At 32.6% G+C, this 21,016-nt stretch carries 18 protein-coding genes; 13 read left to right on the forward strand and 5 right to left on the reverse strand.

Annotated elements, in window-relative coordinates; genetic code table 11:
- The first annotated feature begins 68 nt into the window (after window positions 1-68).
- A complete protein-coding gene (locus MHI13_RS11450) occupies window positions 69-815 on the forward strand; it encodes a glycerophosphodiester phosphodiesterase (RefSeq protein WP_340761078.1) in 747 nt (248 codons plus the stop codon).
- A gap of 405 nt (window positions 816-1,220) precedes the next feature.
- On the opposite strand, the gene rpsD is transcribed toward MHI13_RS11450, so the two are convergent.
- Window positions 1,221-1,823, reverse strand: coding sequence for a 30S ribosomal protein S4 (gene rpsD / locus MHI13_RS11455; RefSeq protein WP_002434877.1), 603 nt, complete (start codon window positions 1,821-1,823; stop codon window positions 1,221-1,223).
- A 220-nt stretch (window positions 1,824-2,043) separates the two neighbouring features.
- Complete coding sequence (locus MHI13_RS11460; protein WP_002434826.1) at window positions 2,044-2,514, reverse strand: GAF domain-containing protein; 471 nt, start codon at window positions 2,512-2,514, stop codon at window positions 2,044-2,046.
- A 135-nt stretch (window positions 2,515-2,649) separates the two neighbouring features.
- Between MHI13_RS11460 and ezrA the strand changes: the two genes are divergently transcribed.
- The 7 genes from ezrA to MHI13_RS11495 all read left to right on the forward strand — a co-directional run bounded on the left by ezrA (window position 2,650) and on the right by MHI13_RS11495 (window position 10,811).
- Complete coding sequence (gene ezrA, locus MHI13_RS11465) at window positions 2,650-4,344, forward strand: septation ring formation regulator EzrA (protein ID WP_002434719.1); 1,695 nt, start codon at window positions 2,650-2,652, stop codon at window positions 4,342-4,344.
- A gap of 182 nt (window positions 4,345-4,526) precedes the next feature.
- Window positions 4,527-5,666 carry a cysteine desulfurase family protein gene (locus MHI13_RS11470; RefSeq protein ID WP_002434657.1) on the forward strand — a complete coding sequence of 380 codons (1,140 nt, stop codon included), beginning with the start codon at window positions 4,527-4,529 and terminating at the stop codon, window positions 5,664-5,666.
- Window positions 5,666-6,889 carry a tRNA uracil 4-sulfurtransferase ThiI gene (gene thiI, locus MHI13_RS11475; RefSeq protein ID WP_002434832.1) on the forward strand — a complete coding sequence of 408 codons (1,224 nt, stop codon included), beginning with the start codon at window positions 5,666-5,668 and terminating at the stop codon, window positions 6,887-6,889. The genes MHI13_RS11470 and thiI overlap by 1 nt, the downstream gene beginning before the upstream one ends.
- A gap of 54 nt (window positions 6,890-6,943) precedes the next feature.
- Window positions 6,944-7,717, forward strand: a complete 774-nt coding sequence (locus tag MHI13_RS11480; RefSeq protein WP_002434717.1) for a sulfite exporter TauE/SafE family protein — start codon at window positions 6,944-6,946, stop codon at window positions 7,715-7,717.
- 192 nt (window positions 7,718-7,909) lie between these two features.
- Entirely contained in the window at window positions 7,910-8,404 is a 495-nt protein-coding gene (gene tpx / locus MHI13_RS11485) for a thiol peroxidase (RefSeq protein WP_002434812.1), read from the forward strand.
- 125 nt (window positions 8,405-8,529) lie between these two features.
- Window positions 8,530-9,477 (forward strand): class I SAM-dependent methyltransferase, encoded by a 948-nt coding sequence (locus MHI13_RS11490; RefSeq protein WP_002434760.1) that lies wholly within the window; start codon window positions 8,530-8,532, stop codon window positions 9,475-9,477.
- A gap of 89 nt (window positions 9,478-9,566) precedes the next feature.
- A complete protein-coding gene (locus tag MHI13_RS11495) occupies window positions 9,567-10,811 on the forward strand; it encodes an acetate kinase (protein ID WP_002434682.1) in 1,245 nt (414 codons plus the stop codon).
- A 160-nt stretch (window positions 10,812-10,971) separates the two neighbouring features.
- Here MHI13_RS11495 and MHI13_RS11500 read toward each other — a convergent pair whose 3' ends face one another.
- Window positions 10,972-11,472, reverse strand: a complete 501-nt coding sequence (locus tag MHI13_RS11500; RefSeq protein ID WP_002434800.1) for a universal stress protein — start codon at window positions 11,470-11,472, stop codon at window positions 10,972-10,974.
- A gap of 142 nt (window positions 11,473-11,614) precedes the next feature.
- Between MHI13_RS11500 and ald the strand changes: the two genes are divergently transcribed.
- Window positions 11,615-12,733 carry an alanine dehydrogenase gene (ald, locus tag MHI13_RS11505; RefSeq protein WP_002469674.1) on the forward strand — a complete coding sequence of 373 codons (1,119 nt, stop codon included), beginning with the start codon at window positions 11,615-11,617 and terminating at the stop codon, window positions 12,731-12,733.
- Window positions 12,734-12,789: 56 nt separating this feature from the next.
- Here ald and MHI13_RS11510 read toward each other — a convergent pair whose 3' ends face one another.
- Complete coding sequence (locus MHI13_RS11510) at window positions 12,790-13,845, reverse strand: M24 family metallopeptidase (RefSeq protein ID WP_002434683.1); 1,056 nt, start codon at window positions 13,843-13,845, stop codon at window positions 12,790-12,792.
- A 170-nt stretch (window positions 13,846-14,015) separates the two neighbouring features.
- Here MHI13_RS11510 and MHI13_RS11515 point away from each other — a divergent pair, with 170 nt between their 5' ends.
- On the forward strand, window positions 14,016-14,705 hold the full coding sequence (locus MHI13_RS11515) for a metal-dependent hydrolase (RefSeq protein WP_002434867.1): 690 nt from the start codon (window positions 14,016-14,018) through the stop codon (window positions 14,703-14,705).
- Window positions 14,706-14,787: 82 nt separating this feature from the next.
- Here the strand turns inward: MHI13_RS11515 and MHI13_RS11520 are convergent, their stop codons facing one another.
- Entirely contained in the window at window positions 14,788-15,201 is a 414-nt protein-coding gene (locus tag MHI13_RS11520) for a universal stress protein (protein WP_002434753.1), read from the reverse strand.
- Window positions 15,202-15,409: 208 nt separating this feature from the next.
- On the opposite strand from MHI13_RS11520, the gene MHI13_RS11525 reads away from it, so the two are divergent.
- From MHI13_RS11525 to MHI13_RS11535, 3 genes are read left to right on the forward strand one after another with little or no spacing between them, the layout of a single operon-like run.
- On the forward strand, window positions 15,410-16,708 hold the full coding sequence (locus MHI13_RS11525) for a DRTGG domain-containing protein (RefSeq protein WP_002469663.1): 1,299 nt from the start codon (window positions 15,410-15,412) through the stop codon (window positions 16,706-16,708).
- A gap of 34 nt (window positions 16,709-16,742) precedes the next feature.
- On the forward strand, window positions 16,743-17,684 hold the full coding sequence (locus MHI13_RS11530) for a DHH family phosphoesterase (protein WP_002434827.1): 942 nt from the start codon (window positions 16,743-16,745) through the stop codon (window positions 17,682-17,684).
- A gap of 19 nt (window positions 17,685-17,703) precedes the next feature.
- Window positions 17,704-20,907 (forward strand): DNA polymerase III subunit alpha, encoded by a 3,204-nt coding sequence (locus tag MHI13_RS11535; protein ID WP_064210133.1) that lies wholly within the window; start codon window positions 17,704-17,706, stop codon window positions 20,905-20,907.
- Window positions 20,908-21,016 lie beyond the last annotated feature (109 nt).

A 21,016-nucleotide genomic window follows, 5' to 3' on the forward strand; every position in this document is an offset into this window, starting at 1 on the left:
CCTCCTGTGTCATTGTGGTAATTTAAGTTTAGAGTAATTTAAAAAAGATTAAAAGAAAGGTGACTTTCATGAAAATTGCACGTCCAAATCAAACTTTTCAAATCGTAGCACATAGAGGTTTGCCTGAAGATTATCCTGAAAATACACTTATTGCATATAAACATGCCCTTATGCTTCATATAGATATGTTAGAAATTGATGTACATTATACTAAGGATAAACAACTTGTTATTATTCATGATGATACTATTGATCGTACATCTAATGGGAAAGGTAAAGTTAAAGACTATACTTTAGAAGAGTTAAGAGAATTTGATTTTGGTGTAAAAAGAGGTGATGCGTTCAAAGGTGAACGTATACCTACATTTGATGAGGTGCTTGATTTAGTTAATAATTTTTCAAAAAAGCTACTTATAGAAATCAAGACACCATCTCAATATCCAGGTATTGAAGAGATGATTGTAAATAAGTTAAAAGAAAAAGATATGCCTTCTCACAAAGTGATATTGCAATCATTTGATTTTGATTGTGTGAAGAAGTTAGCAAATATGAATTTAGAATACGAATTAGGTGTATTATTGAGTAAAAAGAAATATTGGTATAAATTACCAGACTTTAAAGAAATTGCGAAGATTGTAGATTATGCGAATCCAAATTATAAGTTAGTTACTAAAAGATTTATGAAACATGCCCATGAAGAAATGTTAAAGGTATTACCTTACACAGTTAATAAACCTAAGGCGGCTAAGAAACTTTTACATTATGGAGTAGATGGAATTATTTCAGACATATCAGAAGAAATGTTTAAGTTGTAGGGGAACCAAGGAACGCCTAAGCTAAAGCTTAAGCAAAAATGCCACTAACCTCAAAATTATAGAGGAATACATGAGCTAAAGCTCATGCACTAAGAACCAGTAATTTCATAACTGGTTAAAGAAAGGAACGCTTAAGCTAAAGCTTATGCATAAATGCCACTAACTTCAAAATTATAAAGGAATACATGAGCTAAAGCTCATGCACTAAGAACCAGTAATTTCATAACTGGTTAAAGAAAGGAACGCTTAAGCTAAAGCTTATGCATAAATGCCACTAACTTCAAAATTATAAAGGAATACATGAGCTAAAGCTCATGCACTAAGAACCAGTAATTTCATAACTGGTTCTATGTTAAAAAAACCCCAATTCCGGAAAGGAATTGGGGTAAAATTTGAAGAAATCGATTATCTTGAGTAGTACTCAACGATTAATTGTTCATTGATTTCAGCTGGTAACTCGCTACGTTCTGGGAAGCGAACGAAAGTACCTTTTAAGCTGTCAGCATCGAAGTCTAAATATTCTGGTACGAAGTTGTTGATTTCAACAGACTCTTTAATGATGTTTAAGTTTTGTGATTTCTCACGTACTGTAATCACTTGACCAGGTTTTAGTGAATAAGATGGGATGTCTACGCGTCCACCATCTACTTCAATGTGACCATGGTTAACTAATTGACGTGCTTGACGACGTGTACGAGCTAAACCTAATGAGTAAACTACTGCGTCTAAACGACTAGCAAGTAAAATCATGAAGTTTTCACCGTGTACACCATATTGCTTACCAGCAATTTCGAATGTGTTACGGAATTGTCTTTCAGTCATTCCATATAAGTAACGTAATTTTTGTTTTTCACGTAATTGTAAACCATATTCTGATAATTTTTTACGTTGGTTAGGACCATGTTGTCCTGGTGCGTAAGGGCGTTTTTCTAATTCTTTACCAGTACCGCTTAAAGAGATACCTAAACGACGAGATTTTTTCCAGTTTGAACCTCTGAATCGAGCCATGTGAGACTCCTCCTTTTTCTTTTTTGTTGTTATGAAAAAACAAAAAAGAGTGTTATATGCTTATCGAGATATATTGTTTTATGTGTCTTCACCTTATAGCGTCAGTTACGTGACACGTCCGCGTCGGGAACAACATAGAGCTTGATAATATACAACTGCTATTTTCGTTAATTCACACAAAATTCATTGTACCAGTTTATTGAGAACTGTCAACACTTATTTATGATTGATTTAATTGTTTTTCTAGAATTTGAACGACTTGCTCTAAGCCTTCTTGATCATCCCAAGTAAATCTATCTTTTATCGGTGCATCAATGTCTAGAACGCCAATAATTTTATCATTAACATGAATAGGTATTACTATTTCTGATTTACTATTCGCATCACATGCGATATGCCCAGGGAATTGGTGAACATCACTTACACGTTGTGTAGCATCTTCAGAAACAGCAGTACCACAAACACCTTTACCTATTTCGATATGCACACAAGCCGGATGACCTTGAAATGGACCTAAGATAAGTTCATTATCTTCTATTAAATAGAATCCGACCCAATTAACTTGATCTAAATGATCATTGATTAGGGCAGAAGTGTTGCTTAAAATTGCAATTAAATGATGTTCATCCTCGATTAAACTCTTTAATTGCTTGGTAAGCATCAAATAATTTGTTTCTTTTACGTTAGTCATAACTATACCCCTTCATACGAAAGTTTTTAATAAGTATAAAGTTTTGAAAATAATCTAGCAATTAATACATTTTCTATTTTAATGAAAAGAGAATTTACGTTATAATGAAAGATGATAAAATAGGAGGAGAAGTATATGGTGTTATTTATCATATTAGCAATACTCGTAATTATATTAATTGCGATAGGCGTAATGTTCTACATGCGCTCGAATAAGAGAAATTCAATTGAAAAAGCTGAAGAGCGTAAAAATGAAATTGAAAAACTACCTTTTGATGACAACTTGAAAAAATTACAGAATTTAAACTTAAAAGGTGAAACTAAGACTAAGTATGATGCAATGAAAAAAGACAACACAGAAAGTACAAATAAATACTTAGCTCCCGTTGAAGAAAAAATTCATAATGCTGAGGAATATCTTGATAAATTTAAGTTTTCTGCAGCGCAAACTGAAATTGATGATGCGCATGAACTTATGGATCAATATGAAAACAATTATAATCAACAAGTATCTCAAGTAGATGAAGTTTTAGCTTTACATAAAGACAATGAAGCATTATACGATAAATGTAAGGTCGATCATCGTGAAATGAAACGTGATGTATTGGCTAATCGTCATCAATTTGGAGAAGCTGCTCAGCCTTTAGAGAAAGAAATTGAGAAATTTGAACCGAAATTAAATGAGTATGAAACACTTAAATCAGAAGGGAATTATGTTCAAGCTCATAATCATATAGCCGCTCTACACGAAGAGATGAATAGTCTTAAAGCTTATATGGAAGAGATACCTGATTTAATTCGCGAAACTCAAAAAGAATTACCAGGTCAATTCCAAGATTTAAAATATGGTTGTAGAGACTTGAAAGTTGAAGGATACGATTTAGATCATGTTAAAGTTGATGGAAACTTACAAAGTTTAAAAACCGAATTAAGTTTTGTAGAACCTATGATAAGTCGGCTAGAATTAGATCAAGCTAATGATAAGCTTGAAAGTATTAACGATAAGTTAGATGAGATGTATGATCTAATAGAGCATGAAGTAAAAGCTAAAAATGAAGTCGAAGAAACGAAAGATGTCATTACAGACGATTTATTCAAAGCTAAAGACATGAACTACACACTTCAAACTGAAATCGAATATGTGCGTGAAAATTATTATATTAATGAATCTGATGCACAAAGTGTCCGTCAATTTGAAAATGAAATTCAAAATCTCATTGCGGTTTATGATGACATCTTAAAAGAAATGTCTAAGTCGGCAGTTAGATATAGTGAAGTTCAAGATAATTTACAATATCTTGAAGATCACGTTTCAGTTATCAATGAGAAACAAGATAAACTTCAAAATCATCTTATTAAATTGCGTGAAGATGAAGCAGAAGCAGAAGACAATTTATTAAGAGTTCAATCTAAGAAAGAAGAAGTATATAGACGTTTATTAGCTTCAAACTTAACAAGTGTTCCTGAACGTTTCATCATTATGAAAAATGAAATTGATAATGAAGTGCGTGAAGTTAATAATCAATTTAGTGAACGCCCAATACATGTTAAACAGCTAAAAGATAAAGTTGCTAAAATCGTTATTCAAATGAATACGTTTGAAGATGAAGCGAATGATGTATTAGTCAATGCAGTATACGCTGAAAAATTAATTCAATATGGTAATAGATATCGTAAAGATCATAATAGTGTTGATAAGAGTCTTAACGAAGCGGAGCGTTTATTCAAAAATAATCGCTACAAACGTTCTATCGAAATTTCAGAACAAGCACTTGAAAGTGTAGAACCTGGAATTACTAAACATATTGAAGAACAAGTTATTAAAGAATAGGTCATATTTTATAAGAGCAAGACAGAATTTTTATTCTTAGTGAATCATTTCTGTCTTGCTCTCTTTTAATTTTGCTAGAAAATAGTATAATGCTTGAGTATCCAAATTTATAAAATGATTAGCGTTCGGGGTAATCATTTTCCGATTAAAGAATTTATTAAAGTGAAAGAGAAGTGTTATCAGTGATTTATTTAGACAATGCAGCCACTACAAAAGCTGATCAAGATGTTATTGATTCCTTCGTTAAAGTGAATCAATCATTGTACTTCAATCCTAATAGCCCTCATCAAGCTGGCTTACAAGCTGAACAAGTACTGAAGCAAGCTAAAGAAGAAATAGACAGTGCTTTAAATTTAAATCACCTGTATCATATCGTATTTACAAGTGGTGCTACAGAATCTAACAATATGGCTCTTAAAGGAATCGCTTATATGAAAAGGGAAACAGCTAATGAAATTATAACCTCTGTTCTAGAACATCCCTCTGTATTAGAAGTGATGAGATATTTAGAGGAGAAACAAGGTTTTAAACTTAAATATGTTGATGTTAAGAGTGATGGTAAAATTGATACTGAACATTTAAAATCTTTAATGTCAGATAAAGTTGGGTTGGTCACATGTATGTACGTGAATAATATTATGGGCCAAATTCAACCAATTCAAGATATTGTTAATATCTTAAAAGACTATCCACGAGCACATTTACATGTGGATGCTGTACAAGCACTTGGGAAAGTGTCTATGAATTTAAATGGTGTTGATAGCTTGAGTTTAAGCGGACATAAATTTAATGGTTTAAAAGGGCAAGGACTTTTAATTATTAAAAATATACAAAATATTGAGCCAGTTGTGCATGGTGGCGGTCAAGAGTATGGTTTGAGAAGTGGCACTGTTAATTTGCCAATGGCTGTTTCAATGGTGAAATCAATCAAACTTACCATGGGTCGTTTAGATGAAGCCAGTCGTAAATTAAATAAAATGAATCAGTCAGTTAGAACATTTTTAGAAGAATTTAGAGGCGTTTACATTAATTCCCCTAAGGATAGTGCACCCCAAATTATTAATGTTAGCTTTCCAGGTGTTAAAGGTGAAGTGCTTGTTAATGCTTTTTCAAAACATGGTGTAATGATATCAACAACAAGTGCTTGCTCATCTAAACGTGGGAAACTTAACGAAGTGCTATTAGCAATGGGAGTTCCTGATGCAAGAATAGAAGGTAGTATAAGAATATCTATGGGAGTTCATACAACTGAAGAGGATATTCAAAGATTTAAAGAAGTATTTGAACAAGTATATGAAGAAATTAAGGAGTTGTTAAAATAATGCACTACGATCATTTGCTCGTAAGATATGGTGAATTGACGTTAAAAGGTACAAATCGTAAAATGTTCGTTAATCAATTAAAGGATAACGTAAAACGCGCGTTAATTCCCTTACAAGGGTACCATGTAAAAGGTAAACGCGATCGCATGTACATCGATATGGATCAAGATGCGGATATGAATGAAATTATTCATCGTTTAACTAAAGTTTATGGAATTAAATCCATAAGTCCTGTGATTAAGACCGATAAAACAGAAGAAGCAATATATGAAGCAGCAATTCAGCTAGCTCGTGATTTTGATGAAGGCTCTACTTTTAAAATAGATGTAAAACGTGTAGATAAATCCTTTCATTTAGATACCTATGCTTTACAACGTGAAGTTGGTGGCGCGATACTCAAGAATGTTGAGGGTGTTTCGGTTAATGTTAAACAACCTGACCATGAAGTGAGAGTTGAAATACGTTTGGATGCGGTGTATATCTTCGAAAAAATTATTCAAGGTTCAGGAGGCTTACCTGTAGGAACTGGTGGCAAGACGTTACTTATGTTAAGTGGCGGTATCGATTCACCGGTGGCAGGTATGGAAGTAATGAAACGTGGGGTTACAATTGAGGCAATTCACTTTCATAGTCCACCATTTACAAGTGAGAAAGCTAAAGATAAAGTGATTGAACTCACACGTATTTTATCAGAGCGTGTAGGACCTATTAAATTACACATTGTTCCTTTTACTGAACTACAGAAGCAAATTAATAAGGTTGTTCACCCTCGATATACAATGACTTCAACACGACGCATGATGATGCGTGTTTCCGATGCATTAGTTCATAAAATTGGTGCAAATGCCATCGTTAATGGGGAAAATTTAGGTCAAGTTGCAAGTCAAACACTAAAAAGTATGTATGCCATTAATCATGTAACTTCCACACCAGTTTTAAGGCCATTATTAACCCTCGATAAAGAAGACATTATTAAAAAGGCTCGAGATATTGGTACTTATGAAACATCTATCCAGCCATTTGAAGATTGCTGTACAATCTTTACACCTAAAAATCCTGTAACCGAACCTGACTTTGATAAAGTTGAGAAATATGAAGGGGTATTCAATTTTGATGATATGGTTCAAACTGCAGTGGATAATATTGAAACGATGACTATCGATCAAAATTATAAAAGTGAGAAAGAACAATCAACTGATGCTTTAATTGAAGATTTATTTTAAAAATTTAAGTATTGGCGAGCGAACCATCAAATAATAAAGGGGAGTATGAAGTAAGTGGATTGGCATCTATCTGTAATCGTCACTATTATGTTTTTTGGGTTTATAGCCTCGTTTATTGATTCAGTAGTTGGTGGCGGTGGGTTAATTTCTACTCCTGCACTTTTAGCAGTAGGGTTACCACCCTCAATGGCATTAGGAACCAATAAATTTGCAAGTTCATTTAGTACATTAACAAGTGCTTTTAAATTTATACGTTCTGGGAAAGTAGATTTAAAAGTAGTCGGGAAGCTTTTCCCATTTGTATTTATTGCATCAGGAGCAGGAGCAATCTTAGCAACTTATTTACCCGCGAATATATTAAAGCCACTCATTATTGTCGTTTTAACGATAGTTATTGTATACACTATTGTAAAAAAAGATTGGGGTAGTGTCAGAAGCTTCACTTCATTTACATTTATTAAGGCAATCATTTTTTCAATCATGTTTATCATTTTAGGATTTTATGATGGCTTTTTAGGTGGAGGTACGGGCTCATTCATGTTATTTACTTTACTCATGTTTGGGTTTGACTTTTTAAGTGCAGCTGGTAATGCAAAAGTTCTGAACTTTGCATCAAATATTGGTGGGTTATTACTTTTTATCATGCTAGGTCAGGTCAATTTTACTTATGGATTCATTATGGCACTAAGTATGATTGTAGGTTCTTATTTTGGTGCTCATTTTGCTTTGAAAAAGGGCGTTGGATACGTTAAAAATTTATTTATTTTAGTAACTGCAGTCCTTATATTAAAAAATATATATGATTATGTCATGCAGTTGATGCACTAATCTTTAGTAACTGACGTTAAGATTATTCGTTTAATCTAGATGTCAGTTTTTTTGGATGTATATGTAATTAATGATACGTATATGAGTTTAATGCTCATTTGAAAATTAAATTGTTTACATTAAAAAATTGAATTACTACTAAAATTTGTCGTATGATAATATTAAATACTTAAAATATAGGAGGTCATCATAATGACTGAAATTACTTTTAAAAATGATCCTATTACATTGTCAGGTCAACAGGTAAAAGAAGGTGACATTGCACCCGACTTTACTGTATTAGACAATAGTTTAAATCAAATAACATTAGAAGATTATAAAGGGAAAAAGAAATTAATTAGTGTAGTTCCTTCTATTGATACAGGTGTATGTGACCAACAAACACGTAAATTTAATGAAGAAGCATCTCAAGAAGATGGTGTAGTATTAACAATTTCTGTTGATTTACCATTCGCTCAGAAAAGATGGTGTGCGTCTAATGGTTTAGAAAATGTTGTTACATTAAGTGATCACAGAGACCTATCTTTCGGTGAAAACTTTGGGGTAGTCATGGAAGAATTAAGATTATTAGCTCGCTCAGTTTTTGTATTAGATGAAAGTAACAAAATTGTTTATAAAGAAATTGTTAGTGAAGGTACTAACTTCCCAGATTTTGATGCTGCTTTAGAAGCGTATCGCAACATTTAAGTTGAATTCGTATCATTGACAGTGATTAACTAAGTGTCCATACTTGTTTAAGAAATTGAAAGTTAGATAAAGTGTTTAATTTCTATAAATTATGAATGGGCACTTTTGGTTAGAGAGGGTTTTTTATGACTGAAGAAAATACAATTATGGAACGCTTATTCCATGCATTAGATGTAAAAGCTAAATCCTTAAATGAAGAGAATGGACAAAGCTTCATTGAAAATTTAGGGTTAGCTATGGAGGAAATTTATACCAATAAAAGAGATTTACTCGAACAAGCTACACTTCAAGATAGAAGAAAAGCATTTCAATTTGCATATTTAAGTTTAATGCAAGAAGAGAATATTCAAGCAAACCACCAAATTACTCCTGATTCAATAGGATTAATACTTGGTTTCTTAGTTGAACGATTCATGCAAGATAAAGAGGAGATGCATGTTGTTGATATCGCTAGTGGTGCTGGACACCTAAGTGCTTCTGTTAAGGAGGTACTTTCGGATAAAACAACGATGCATCATCTCATTGAAGTAGATCCAGTGTTATCTAGAGTAAGTGTACATTTAGCTAACTTCTTAGAAATTCCATTTGATGTATACCCTCAAGATGCTATTATGCCACTGCCTTTAGAAGAAGCAGATGTGGTAATTGGAGACTTCCCAATTGGCTATTATCCAGTAGATGAGCGTAGTAAAGAAATGAAACTTGGCTTTGATGAGGGGCACAGTTACTCTCATTATTTATTAATTGAACAAGCTATAAATGCATTAAAAGGGGCAGGTTATGCGTTTTTAGTCGTTCCAAGTAACATTTTTACTGGAGATAAAGTGAAACAGTTAGAAAAATTCATTGCTACAGATACTGAAATGCAAGCATTTTTAAATCTACCAACAACGTTATTTAAAAATGAAAAAGCACGAAAATCTATACTTATTTTACAGAAAAAACAACCTCAAGAGACTAAACCTGTTGAAGTCTTATTAGCTAATATTCCTGATTTTAAAAATCCACAGCAATTTCAAGGATTTATTAGTGAATTAAATCAATGGATGGACACAAATCATACAAAAAAATAATCTGTAACAATATAGTATTCAAACTGTAATAATGATAAAATGAACTGTGTGAAAAATATAACTAAACAAATGATGGAGGACAATGACCTATGTCAAAATTAATTTTGGCGGTAAATGCTGGTAGTTCATCTTTGAAATTCCAGTTAATCAGAATGCCGGAAGAAAAGTTAGTAACCAAAGGCGTCATCGAGCGTATTGGTTTAAGCGATTCTATTTTCACGATTGTAGTTGAAGGGGAAAAGCTTACTGACGTTAGAGATATAAATGATCATGAAGAAGCAGTTAATATTATGTTAGAAAGCTTTAAAGAACATCACATGATTGAAGATATCAATGAAATTGAAGGAACAGGTCACCGTGTAGTGCATGGGGGAGAGAAATTTCCAAAATCAGTAGTTGTAACGGATGAGGTAGAGACTCAAATTGAGGAGTTAAGTGAGTTAGCTCCACTGCATAACCCAGCTAATTTAATGGGAATAAGAGCTTTTAAAAAGTTATTACCAAATATTCCTCATGTAGCTGTATTTGATACATCTTTCCACCAAACAATGCCTGAACAAGCTTATTTATACAGTTTACCTTATCATTATTATGAAGATTATGGCATTCGTAAATATGGCTTCCATGGTACAAGTCATAAGTATGTATCTAGAAGAGCGGCAGACATTTTAGGAAGACCGATCGAAGATTTAAGAATTATTTCTTGTCACATTGGTAATGGTGCGTCAATAGCTGCGATTGATGGCGGAGAATCAATTGATACATCTATGGGTTTCACCCCATTAGCAGGTGTAACAATGGGTACACGTTCAGGTAATCTAGACCCAGCGTTGATTCCGTTTATTATGGAAAAGACTGGTAAAAATGCAGACGAAGTATTAAATATTTTGAATAAAGAATCCGGTTTACTAGGTTTAACTGGTACGTCAAGTGATTTACGAGACTTAACTGAAGAAGCTAAACATGGACGTCATCGTGCACGTGTAGCACTTGATTTATTTGCATCGAAGATTCATAAATACATTGGCTCTTATGCGGCTAGAATGCATGGCGTTGATGTTATTGTATTCACAGCTGGTATAGGAGAAAATTCTCATATTATTCGAGGTAAAGTTCTAGAGGGACTTGAATTTATGGGTGTATATTGGGATCCGAAGAAAAATGAGAGTCTTCACGGAGATGAAGGGTATATTAACTATCCCCATTCCCCAGTAAAAGTATTAGTTGTACCAACTGACGAGGAAGTTATGATTTCTCGTGACGTCATCAAATATGGTGGGCTAAAAGAGGAATCATCTGAAGAACAAAGTGTTAACACTGAAACTAATAATTAATAGGTGGAAATACAACTTGTGATCGCATAACCGTATAAATGGTTATGCGATTTTTAATTTTTAACTAGAGAGAAATAAATTTAAGAAAACCTATCAACGACTTTTATAATGACGTTGATAGGCTATTAAATGAATATATTCTTACTTTTAAATGTTAAATTTAATCTTGATATCTTTCACGTAATCTAGGTGTAGCTACTTGTGGTTGGAAATCTTCAGGAATTTCTTCTGTACGTACAACTAAAACATCACATGGCGCGTGGCGTACGATTGCTTCTGATACTGAACCTACAATAAAACGTTCTACAGCATTTAAACCTGAAGTACCACTCATGATTAAATCAGCACCTACTTCATGTGCTAATTTTTTAGGGATAATCGCTTTAGGTGAGCCAAATTCTAAACGTGTTTCTACATTTTTTACTCCTGCATTTGAAGCTACTTCTTTATAACCTTTGAGTAACTCCTCAGAAAAATGTTTAGATTTCTCAGTGAACTGAGCATCATAGACTTCATAAGAAGAGTATGTTCTTGAATCGATTACATTTACAATTGTTAATTTTGCATCGTTACGTTTAGCAACTCCTACAGCTTTATTAAAAGCCCATTCTGCTTCGTGTGAACCGTCGACTGCGATTAAAATATTTTTATACGTAATCATCGCTCGTGCCCCCTTCATGTTTCTTAACTCTATTTTAACATAATTGACAGAATATTTAATTATCAATAATTACAAATTTGTGTATTTTTTATGATTGCGCTTTCAATACTTTCGCGTTAGGATGTAAGAGGAGGTGGATGGAATGAAAATTGGTATTCCAAAGGAGATAAAAAATAACGAGAACAGAGTGAGTTTATCACCAAGTGGCGTACATGCACTTGTAGAGCAAGGACATACTGTCTTTGTTGAAACAAACGCAGGACTAGGTTCATATTTTGAAGACGTTGACTACAAAGAAGCTGGAGCAGAAATCGTATCTGAACAGGCGAAAATATGGGATGTAGATATGGTAGTCAAAGTTAAAGAACCATTAGAATCTGAATATCAATTCTTTAAAGAGGGGTTAATTCTCTTCACTTATTTACATTTAGCAAATGAAGAAAAATTAACTCAAGCTTTAGTAGATAATAAAGTTATTGGTATTGCATACGAAACAGTGCAATTACCTGATAAATCATTACCATTATTATCACCTATGAGCGAAGTTGCCGGAAGAATGTCAACTCAAATCGGAGCTGAGTTCTTACAAAAAGTTAACGGCGGCATGGGAATATTACTCGGTGGCGTACCAGGTGTACCTAAAGGGAAAGTAACAATTATAGGTGGAGGTCAAGCCGGTACTAACGCAGCTAAGATTGCTTTAGGCTTAGGCGCTGATGTCACTGTGCTTGATGTTAATCCAAAACGTTTACAAGAACTTGATGACTTATTTAATGGAAGAGTACATACAATTATGTCCAATCCACTAAATATTGAAATGTTCGTTAAAGATAGTGACTTAGTTATTGGTGCTGTACTTATTCCAGGTGCTAAAGCTCCAAACTTAGTCACTGAAGATATGATTAAGCAAATGAAAGCAGGATCAGTGATAGTAGATATCGCTATTGACCAAGGTGGTATTTTCGAGACAACTGATAAAATTACTACACATGACGATCCTACTTATACAAAACATGGTGTTGTTCACTATGCTGTGGCTAATATGCCTGGCGCTGTACCACGTACATCAACATTAGCTTTAAATAATGCTACATTACCATTTGCGCAAACTTTAGCTAATAAAGGTTATCGTGAAGCGTTTAAATCAAATCATGCGTTATCCTTAGGATTAAATACTTACAAAGGTCATGTTACGAATAAGGGTGTAGCTGAAGCGTTTAACTTAGAATATACTTCTGTTGAAGATGCGCTTAATCAATAATTAAAAAGAAACTCGGCTAGGTACTAACTTAGCCGAGTTTTATTATGCTTAAATTATTATTTTTGATATTTTGTAAGGATTTCATATCCATTTTCAGTCACTAGAATATCGTCTTCGATTCTAACACCTGCAACATCAGGGACATAAATGCCTGGTTCTATAGTTATCACCATTCCCGCTTCTAAAGGGTTCTCATTGGCACTGGAAACGTCTTGATATTCGTGTTCTTCTAATCCTAAGCCGTGGCCTAATCGATGAGGGAAATAGTCGCCGTATCCCGCTTCGCTAATAATATCTCGAGCAATTTTATCAATGTCTTTAATCATTACTCCAGGTTTGATAGCCTCAATCGCAGATTGCTCAGCTTTCAATACGGTTTTATAAATACTTTGAGCATCTTCGCTAGGGTTACCAAATTTTACCGTTCTCGTCATATCACTACAATAATGCTCATAAACTACACCTAAATCAAAGAGAACATACTCATTTTGTTGTAACTTTCTATTACCAGGTGTTCCGTGAGGAGAAGCAGCATGATCTCCGAATAGTACCATAGTGTCAAAACTCATTTCGTTAACACCATATTTTTTTATTTCATTTTCAATATGATTTACGACTTCTCGCTCTTCAACACCTTCTTTTAAATAAGCGACGCCAATTTCTATACACTTATCAGCTAATTCAGCAGCTTTCTTAATTTTAATTACTTCTTCATAGGATTTTATGTTTCTTAAATCTTTAATAGATTGATCTATATCATTATAAACTTGTACATCGAAAGCTTGAGATAATTCACGTTGACGTTTAACAGTCAAATGTTCACTTTCAATCAGTAATGTAGTAAACGTTTGAGGATATAAATCAAAGGGGTTTTGAGTATCTAGGTAACCAATAATTTTTCCCTCATATGGAGAAGCTTTTACTTCTTCTACTTCCATTTTTGGACAAAATAGTACTGGCTCCCCATCAGCTTGAATAAGTAGGGCAAATAAACGTTCATGAGGTTCACTACGGTATCCAGTAAAGTAGTAAATATTAAGTGGCGTCGTAATCCAGGCTGCATCTGCATTTTGTTGTTGTAAGACTTTAATGATTTCATCTATTTTAGTCATTTTAATTTGCCTCCATAGTATTAATGTAATTTAATTTTATTCTAAATAGTCTTAGTTTTCAAAAATCGAATCATGAAAAACATGTTTGTAGTCATTTTGATATACAGTGTTATAAGAGGGAGTAGCTAGGGTATAATGATTACAGATAAAATTTGAGGAGGGCTATATAAATGAAACTTTCATTTCATGGTCAATCAACAATCTATTTTGAAGGAAATGGTAAAAAAGTAATTGTCGATCCTTTTATTTCTGGAAATGACAAATGCGATTTAGATGAACAAACTTTAGATGTAGACTACATTATTTTAACTCATGGACATGAAGATCATTTTGGTGATGTAGTTGAACTAGCGAACAGAAATCACGCTGTAGTTATTGGATCTGCGGAATTACAAGGTTACTTATCAACTTATCACGGTGTTGAAAATGTACACGGTATGAATATCGGTGGTAAAGCTAAATTCGATTTTGGTACTGTAAAATTTGTTCAAGCTTTCCATAGCTCTAGTTTTACACATGAAGATGGTATTCCAGTATATTTAGGTATGCCTATGGGAGTTGTTATCGAAGCTGAAGGTAAAACGATTTATCACACAGGAGATACTGGCTTATTTAGTGATATGAAATTAATTGCAGATAGACATCCTGTTGATGTATGCTTCGTACCTATTGGAGATAATTTTACAATGGGCATTGATGACGCAAGTTATGCGATAAATGAATTAATTAAACCGCAAATCAGTGTACCAATTCACTACAATACTTTCCCATTAATCGAACAAGACCCAAATCAGTTTAAGGATGCTGTTAATGTAGGTGAAGTTCAAATTCTAGAGCCAGGTCAATCAATTGAATTTTAAGTTGATGTTTTGAATAATTTAATGTTTATAAAAAAATTCCCGATTCTTAAACTTTTTAAGAAGAATCGGGAATTTCTATTAATTATTTAACGATTAATACAGGGATTGTAGCTCGTTTAGCTACTTTGTGACTTACGCTACCGAGTACAAATTTCTTTTTATCTTCAGCTTTACGGTTACTTAAAACAACAATTTCATATTTACCACTATTAGCATGTTTCAATAACTCTTCTTTAGGATTTCCTCTAACAATGATTTGATCATAATCAATACCGTAGTCCTCTAATGCTTTTCTTGTTTTCTCTAAACGTTCGCTTCTTTCTTCAGTTAATTCATCCAAGTGAACTCCTGCTTTGATAGAAGCTTGAGCATCTTGTTCATTAATAGCATTTAGAATAGTTACAACTGTGTCTTTACCAGCTAAATGAGACACTTCTTTTAATGCTTTTTCATTTTTTAATTGAGTGTCTACACCAAGTAAAATATGTTTATACATAAGTACATCCCTCCTCAACTTTATTTTAATAGAGTTTTAATGGAATTTCCATTTAAATTCATTTTTCTATTCAAAATTAAATAAAAAAGTAATTATGTATATCGTTTTGAATTTCAATTTACTTAAAGTGAAGTTGTGCCATGATTTTTTTGAGGTTAAAAGTTATAATAATGCTATCACTGTTCAATAGAAATAAAGAGGTAACTTGATGACTAAACACGAGCAAATTTTAAATTACATTGAATCACTATCTGTAGGTTCTAAAATTTCTGTTAGAAAGATTGCAAAAGTTTTAGATGTTTCTGAAGGTACAGCATATAGAGCAATTAAAGATGCAGGTCAACTTGGCATTGTTGCTACAATTGATCGTGTAGGTACAGTAAGAATTGAGAAACGTAATAGGGATAATATAGACAATTTAACATTTAATGAAATTGCTAACATTGTTGAAGGTCAAATTTTAGGTGGTAAGAAGGGATTAGGGAAAACTGTATCCAAATTTGCGATAGGAGCAATGGAACTTCAAGATATTTTAAAATATATTGGAAGTCACACATTGCTTATAGTCGGAAACCGCGCAGATGTTCAAATGGAAGCCTTAAAACGAGACACTGCAATATTAATAACTGGTGGATTTCAGCCTTCTAAAGAAGTCGTTGAATATGCAAATGAGCACGAACTGCCCATTATTTCATCAAGTTATGATACATTTCTAGTCGCTAATATTATTAATAGAGCAATGTATAATCAAAAAATTCGTAAAGAAATTCTTGTCGTAGAGGATATTGTCAAACCTATTAATGAGTTATCAGTATTATTTGATTACATGAAAATTAATGACTATAAAAAGTTAGCAAATGATACAGGGCACACTAGATTTCCTATAGTGAATGAGGATTTTAAATTAGTAGGAATAGTTACAAGTAGAGAAATTATTAATATGAATGAAGAGGATGAGTTAGGGAAAATAATGACACGTAATCCTCTTAGTGTAAAGCTTACCAATACAGTGGCTAGTTGTGCGCATATGATGATATGGGAAGGCATTGAATTACTGCCTGTAACTAATAATAATAAAAAAGCTATTGGTGTAATTAATAGACAGGATGTATTGAAGTCAATGCAACTTTTAGGAAGACAGCCGCAAATTGGTGATACAATTAATGATCAAATTGCTAAGCATATTACGATTAATTCAAATGGAATTACTGTTGATGTTTCTCCTTTAGTAACAAATCATTATGGCACATTAAGTAAAGCAGTATTTGTGGGCATTATCGAAGAAACGATTAGACATGAGATGAGAAAGTACAAAAAAGGTAATGTAATGATTGAAAACTTAAATATAGTTTATATCAAAACTGTACCTATTGAATCATCCATCGATGTTCATTATGAAATGCTAGATGTTGGTAGAAATTTTGCTAAGTTAGAAGTAACAATGATTAATAATAACGAAAAGGTTGCAAACGCATTAGTAATTTGTCAAATGTTTGAAGGCTTTTGAGCAATAAATGAGTATTTTAAGGGAGTAATTTAAAATGAAGAATATTATGAATGATATGATGCAAGAAATTGAACAAAACGATACGATCATCATCCATCGTCATGTTAGACCAGACCCTGACGCTTATGGATCACAATTAGGACTTAAATATTATTTAGAGGCTAAATATCCAAATAAGCATATTTATGCAGTCGGAGAAAATGAACCATCTTTAGAATTTATAGGTACTTTTGATGAAATTTCAGACGAAGTTTATAAAGAAGCATTGGTAATCGTTTGTGACACTGCAAATTCTCCGCGTATTGACGACCAACGTTATCAGAATGGTTTAAAAGTATTGAAGATAGACCATCATCCAGCGATAGACCAATATGGCGACATTAATTATGTGAGTACAGAGGCGTCTTCGACAAGTGAAATTATCTATGATTTTATTACACATTTTAACGATGAGCGTATTATAGGCGAAAAAACTGCACGTGTATTATATTTGGGCATTGTGGGAGATACAGGAAGATTCTTATTTAACAATACCACTCCGCACACAATGGAAGTGGCTAGTAAATTAATTGCCTTTCCTTTTGACCCTAATGCAGAACTAAATAAAATGTCAGAGAAAGATCCTAAACTTTTACCTTTCCAAGGTTACATTTTACAGAATTTCGAATTAGACAATGTGGGTTATTGTCAGGTTAAAATAACTCGCGATATTTTAGAGGAATATAATATTCAACCTAATGAAGCATCTCAATTTGTAAATACTATAGCTGATATTCAAGGTTTGAAAATTTGGATGTTTGGTGTAGATGAAGGAGACCAAATTAGATGTCGAATTCGTTCAAAGGGTAAAATCATTATTAATGATGTAGCAAATGATTTTGGTGGTGGTGGACATCCGAATGCTTCAGGTGTCTCTGTATATAGTTGGACTGAATTTGATAATCTAGCTAATGCATTAAAACAAAAGATTAAATAACTGGAAGGAGTATACAAACATGGTTGCGCATTTAAATATTCATACTGCATACGATTTATTGAACGCAAGTTTGAAAATTGAAGATGTGGTCAATAAAGCTAAAAATGAAGGTTATCGTGCGCTTGCAATTACAGATACCCATGTTTTATATGGCTTTCCTAAGTTTTATGATGCGTGTATAGCAAAAGATATTCATCCGATTTTTGGCATGACGATATCATTAACTGATGGTTTATATACAGTTGAAACAGTAGTATTAGCTCAAAATAATGAAGGTTTAAAAGCGCTATATCAACTTTCTTCTGCAATTAAGATGAAAGAAAAAGAGGAAGTACCTTTAGAATGGTTAAAACGTTACGATAAAAATCTAATTATTATCTTCAAAGATATTGATAATACTCATAAACAAATTATTGAAGCATTTAATGATAAAATACATGTTTATATCAATCATACGAGTAATGATATTGTTAATAGAAAAAAAGTATGGCTTAAGTCAGCAAGATATTTGAATAGAGAAGACGCTGATACCATTTCTGCTTTACAAGCCATCAAAGATAATTCTAAATTAGATATTATTAACGATAGTAAAGATTTTGGTGAGCATTTTCCTGATCAGAAGGAATTTGAAGAGTTAGAAATCGATGAGAAAATAAAACAAAATACTGAAGACATCGTAGACTTATGTAAAGCTGAATTGGTATATCATCAATCGTTACTGCCTCAATATGTCACACCTGATGGAGAAGTTTCAAAAGATTATCTATGGTCAGTATTAATTCGTAAATTGAATGAATGGAATCTGAATAATGAACAATATTTAAATCGACTTAAGCATGAATATGAAATTATAACTAAAATGGGATTTGAAGATTATTTCCTTATAGTTAGTGACCTTATACATTACGCTAAAACACATGACGTAATAGTTGGACCTGGTCGAGGTTCTTCAGCTGGTTCATTAGTCAGTTATTTACTAGAAATTACAACTATCGATCCAATTAAATTTAACCTACTCTTTGAAAGATTTTTAAATCCAGAGAGGGTAACTATGCCTGATATAGATATTGACTTTGAAGATACAAGACGTGAAAAAGTGATTCAATATGTTCAAGAAAAATATGGTGAACTCCATGTTTCTGGTATTGTTACATTTGGTCATTTACTTGCTAGAGCAGTTGGGCGTGATGTCGGAAGAATTATGGGCTTTGATGAAACGACTTTAAATGAGATATCTAAATTAATTCCTCACAAGTTGGGGATTACTCTAGATAAAGCTTATCAAGAAGAGGACTTTAAGTCTTTTGTTCACCGAAACCACCGAAATGAACTATGGTTTGAAATGAGTAAAAAATTAGAAGGCTTACCTAGACATACATCAACACATGCAGCAGGAATTATTATTAACGATCAACCTTTATATAAATACGCGCCACTTACATTGGGTGATACAGGTTTATTAACACAATGGACTATGACAGAAGCGGAACGTATTGGTTTATTAAAAATCGATTTTTTAGGTTTACGTAACTTATCTATTATTCATCAAATAGTTAATCAAGTTAAGAAAGATTTAGATGTTGATATAGATGTCGAAGCGATTCCATTTGATGATAAAAATGTTTTTAAACTTTTATCTCAAGGTGATACTACAGGTATTTTCCAACTAGAATCAGAAGGCGTTAGAAGTGTGCTAAAAAGACTTCAACCAGAGCATTTTGAGGATATTGTTGCCGTAACATCTCTATATCGTCCAGGACCTATGGAAGAGATACCAACATATATTACTCGTAGACATGACCCTTCAAAAGTAGAATATTTGCATAATGATTTAGAATCCATTTTAAAAAGTACGTATGGTGTCATTATTTATCAGGAGCAAATAATGCAAATTGCAAGTAAATTCGCTAACTTTAGTTATGGTGAAGCGGATATCCTACGAAGAGCTATGAGTAAGAAGAATCGTGCAGTATTAGAAAATGAACGTCAACACTTTGTTAATGGCGCCAAACAAAATGGATACAATGAACAAATAAGTAAACAAATTTTTGACTTAATACTTAAATTTGCAGATTACGGTTTCCCTAGAGCGCACGCAGTGAGCTATTCTAAAATAGCCTACATTATGAGTTATTTAAAAGTGTATTATCCAAACTATTTCTATGCCAATATTCTAAGTAATGTTATAGGTAGTGAAAAGAAAACTTCTGCCATTATAGATGAAGCGAAGCATCAAAAATTAAATATTTTACCACCTAATATCAATGAAAGTCATTGGTATTATAAAGCAACTACAAAAGGTATTTATTTATCTCTAGGAGCTATAAAAGGTGTAGGATACCAGAGTGTTAAAACGATTGTTGATGAAAGATATAATAATGGCAAGTTTAAAGATTTTTTTGATTTTACACGAAGAATTCCTAAAAGGGTTAAAAGTAGAAAATTATTAGAAGCTTTAATTTTAGTTGGTGCGTTTGATCATTTTGGTAAAAATAGAGCTACTCTATTACAAACTATTGATCAAGTTTTAGATACAGCCTCCGATGTCGAGCAAGATGATATGCTATTCGACATATTAACTCCTAAACAAGCTTATGAAGATAAAGAAGAGTTACCTGATAAAATGCTTAGTGATTATGAAAAAGAGTATTTAGGCTTCTACATATCTAAACATCCGGTTGAGAAAGAATTTGATAAAAAGCAATACTTAGGAATTTATAAATTAGGTAATGCTCAAAATCACCAACCTATATTAGTACATTTTGATGCAATTAAACAAATAAGAACTAAGAATGGACAGAACATGGCTTTCGTAACACTTAATGATGGAATGTTGTTAATGGACGGTGTGATATTTCCTGATAAATTCAAGAAATATGAAACTTCAATATCTAATGAAGAAATGTATATAGTCATCGGTAAATTTGAAAAAAGAAATCAACAACTACAACTTATTATAAATCAGATAATTGAAGTGAATGAATTTAAAAATCAAAAGATTAAAGCATCTAAAAAAGTGATTCTACGTGATACGCAATTGATTTCAGATAAGTTGCATGAAATGATAGTAGACACACCAATTGAGAAAAATAACATTTTAGAGATTAGTTCGTTTAATGAACAAAATAATGATATAAAACACTTAGGATATATAAATAAAGATGATGAGACAATTTATCAACTTATCGAGTCTGTAAAACCTAGTGATATTAGGTTTATATAACTTTTATCATTTTTTAAACTATGGTATAGTTAACTGATGGTTAAGATAATAACCATCAGTTTTTCTTTGTAATTATTTTTTGTTTTGGTTATACACTGTTTAACTTATA

This window comes from Staphylococcus sp. FSL K6-0223 (assembly GCF_038008285.1).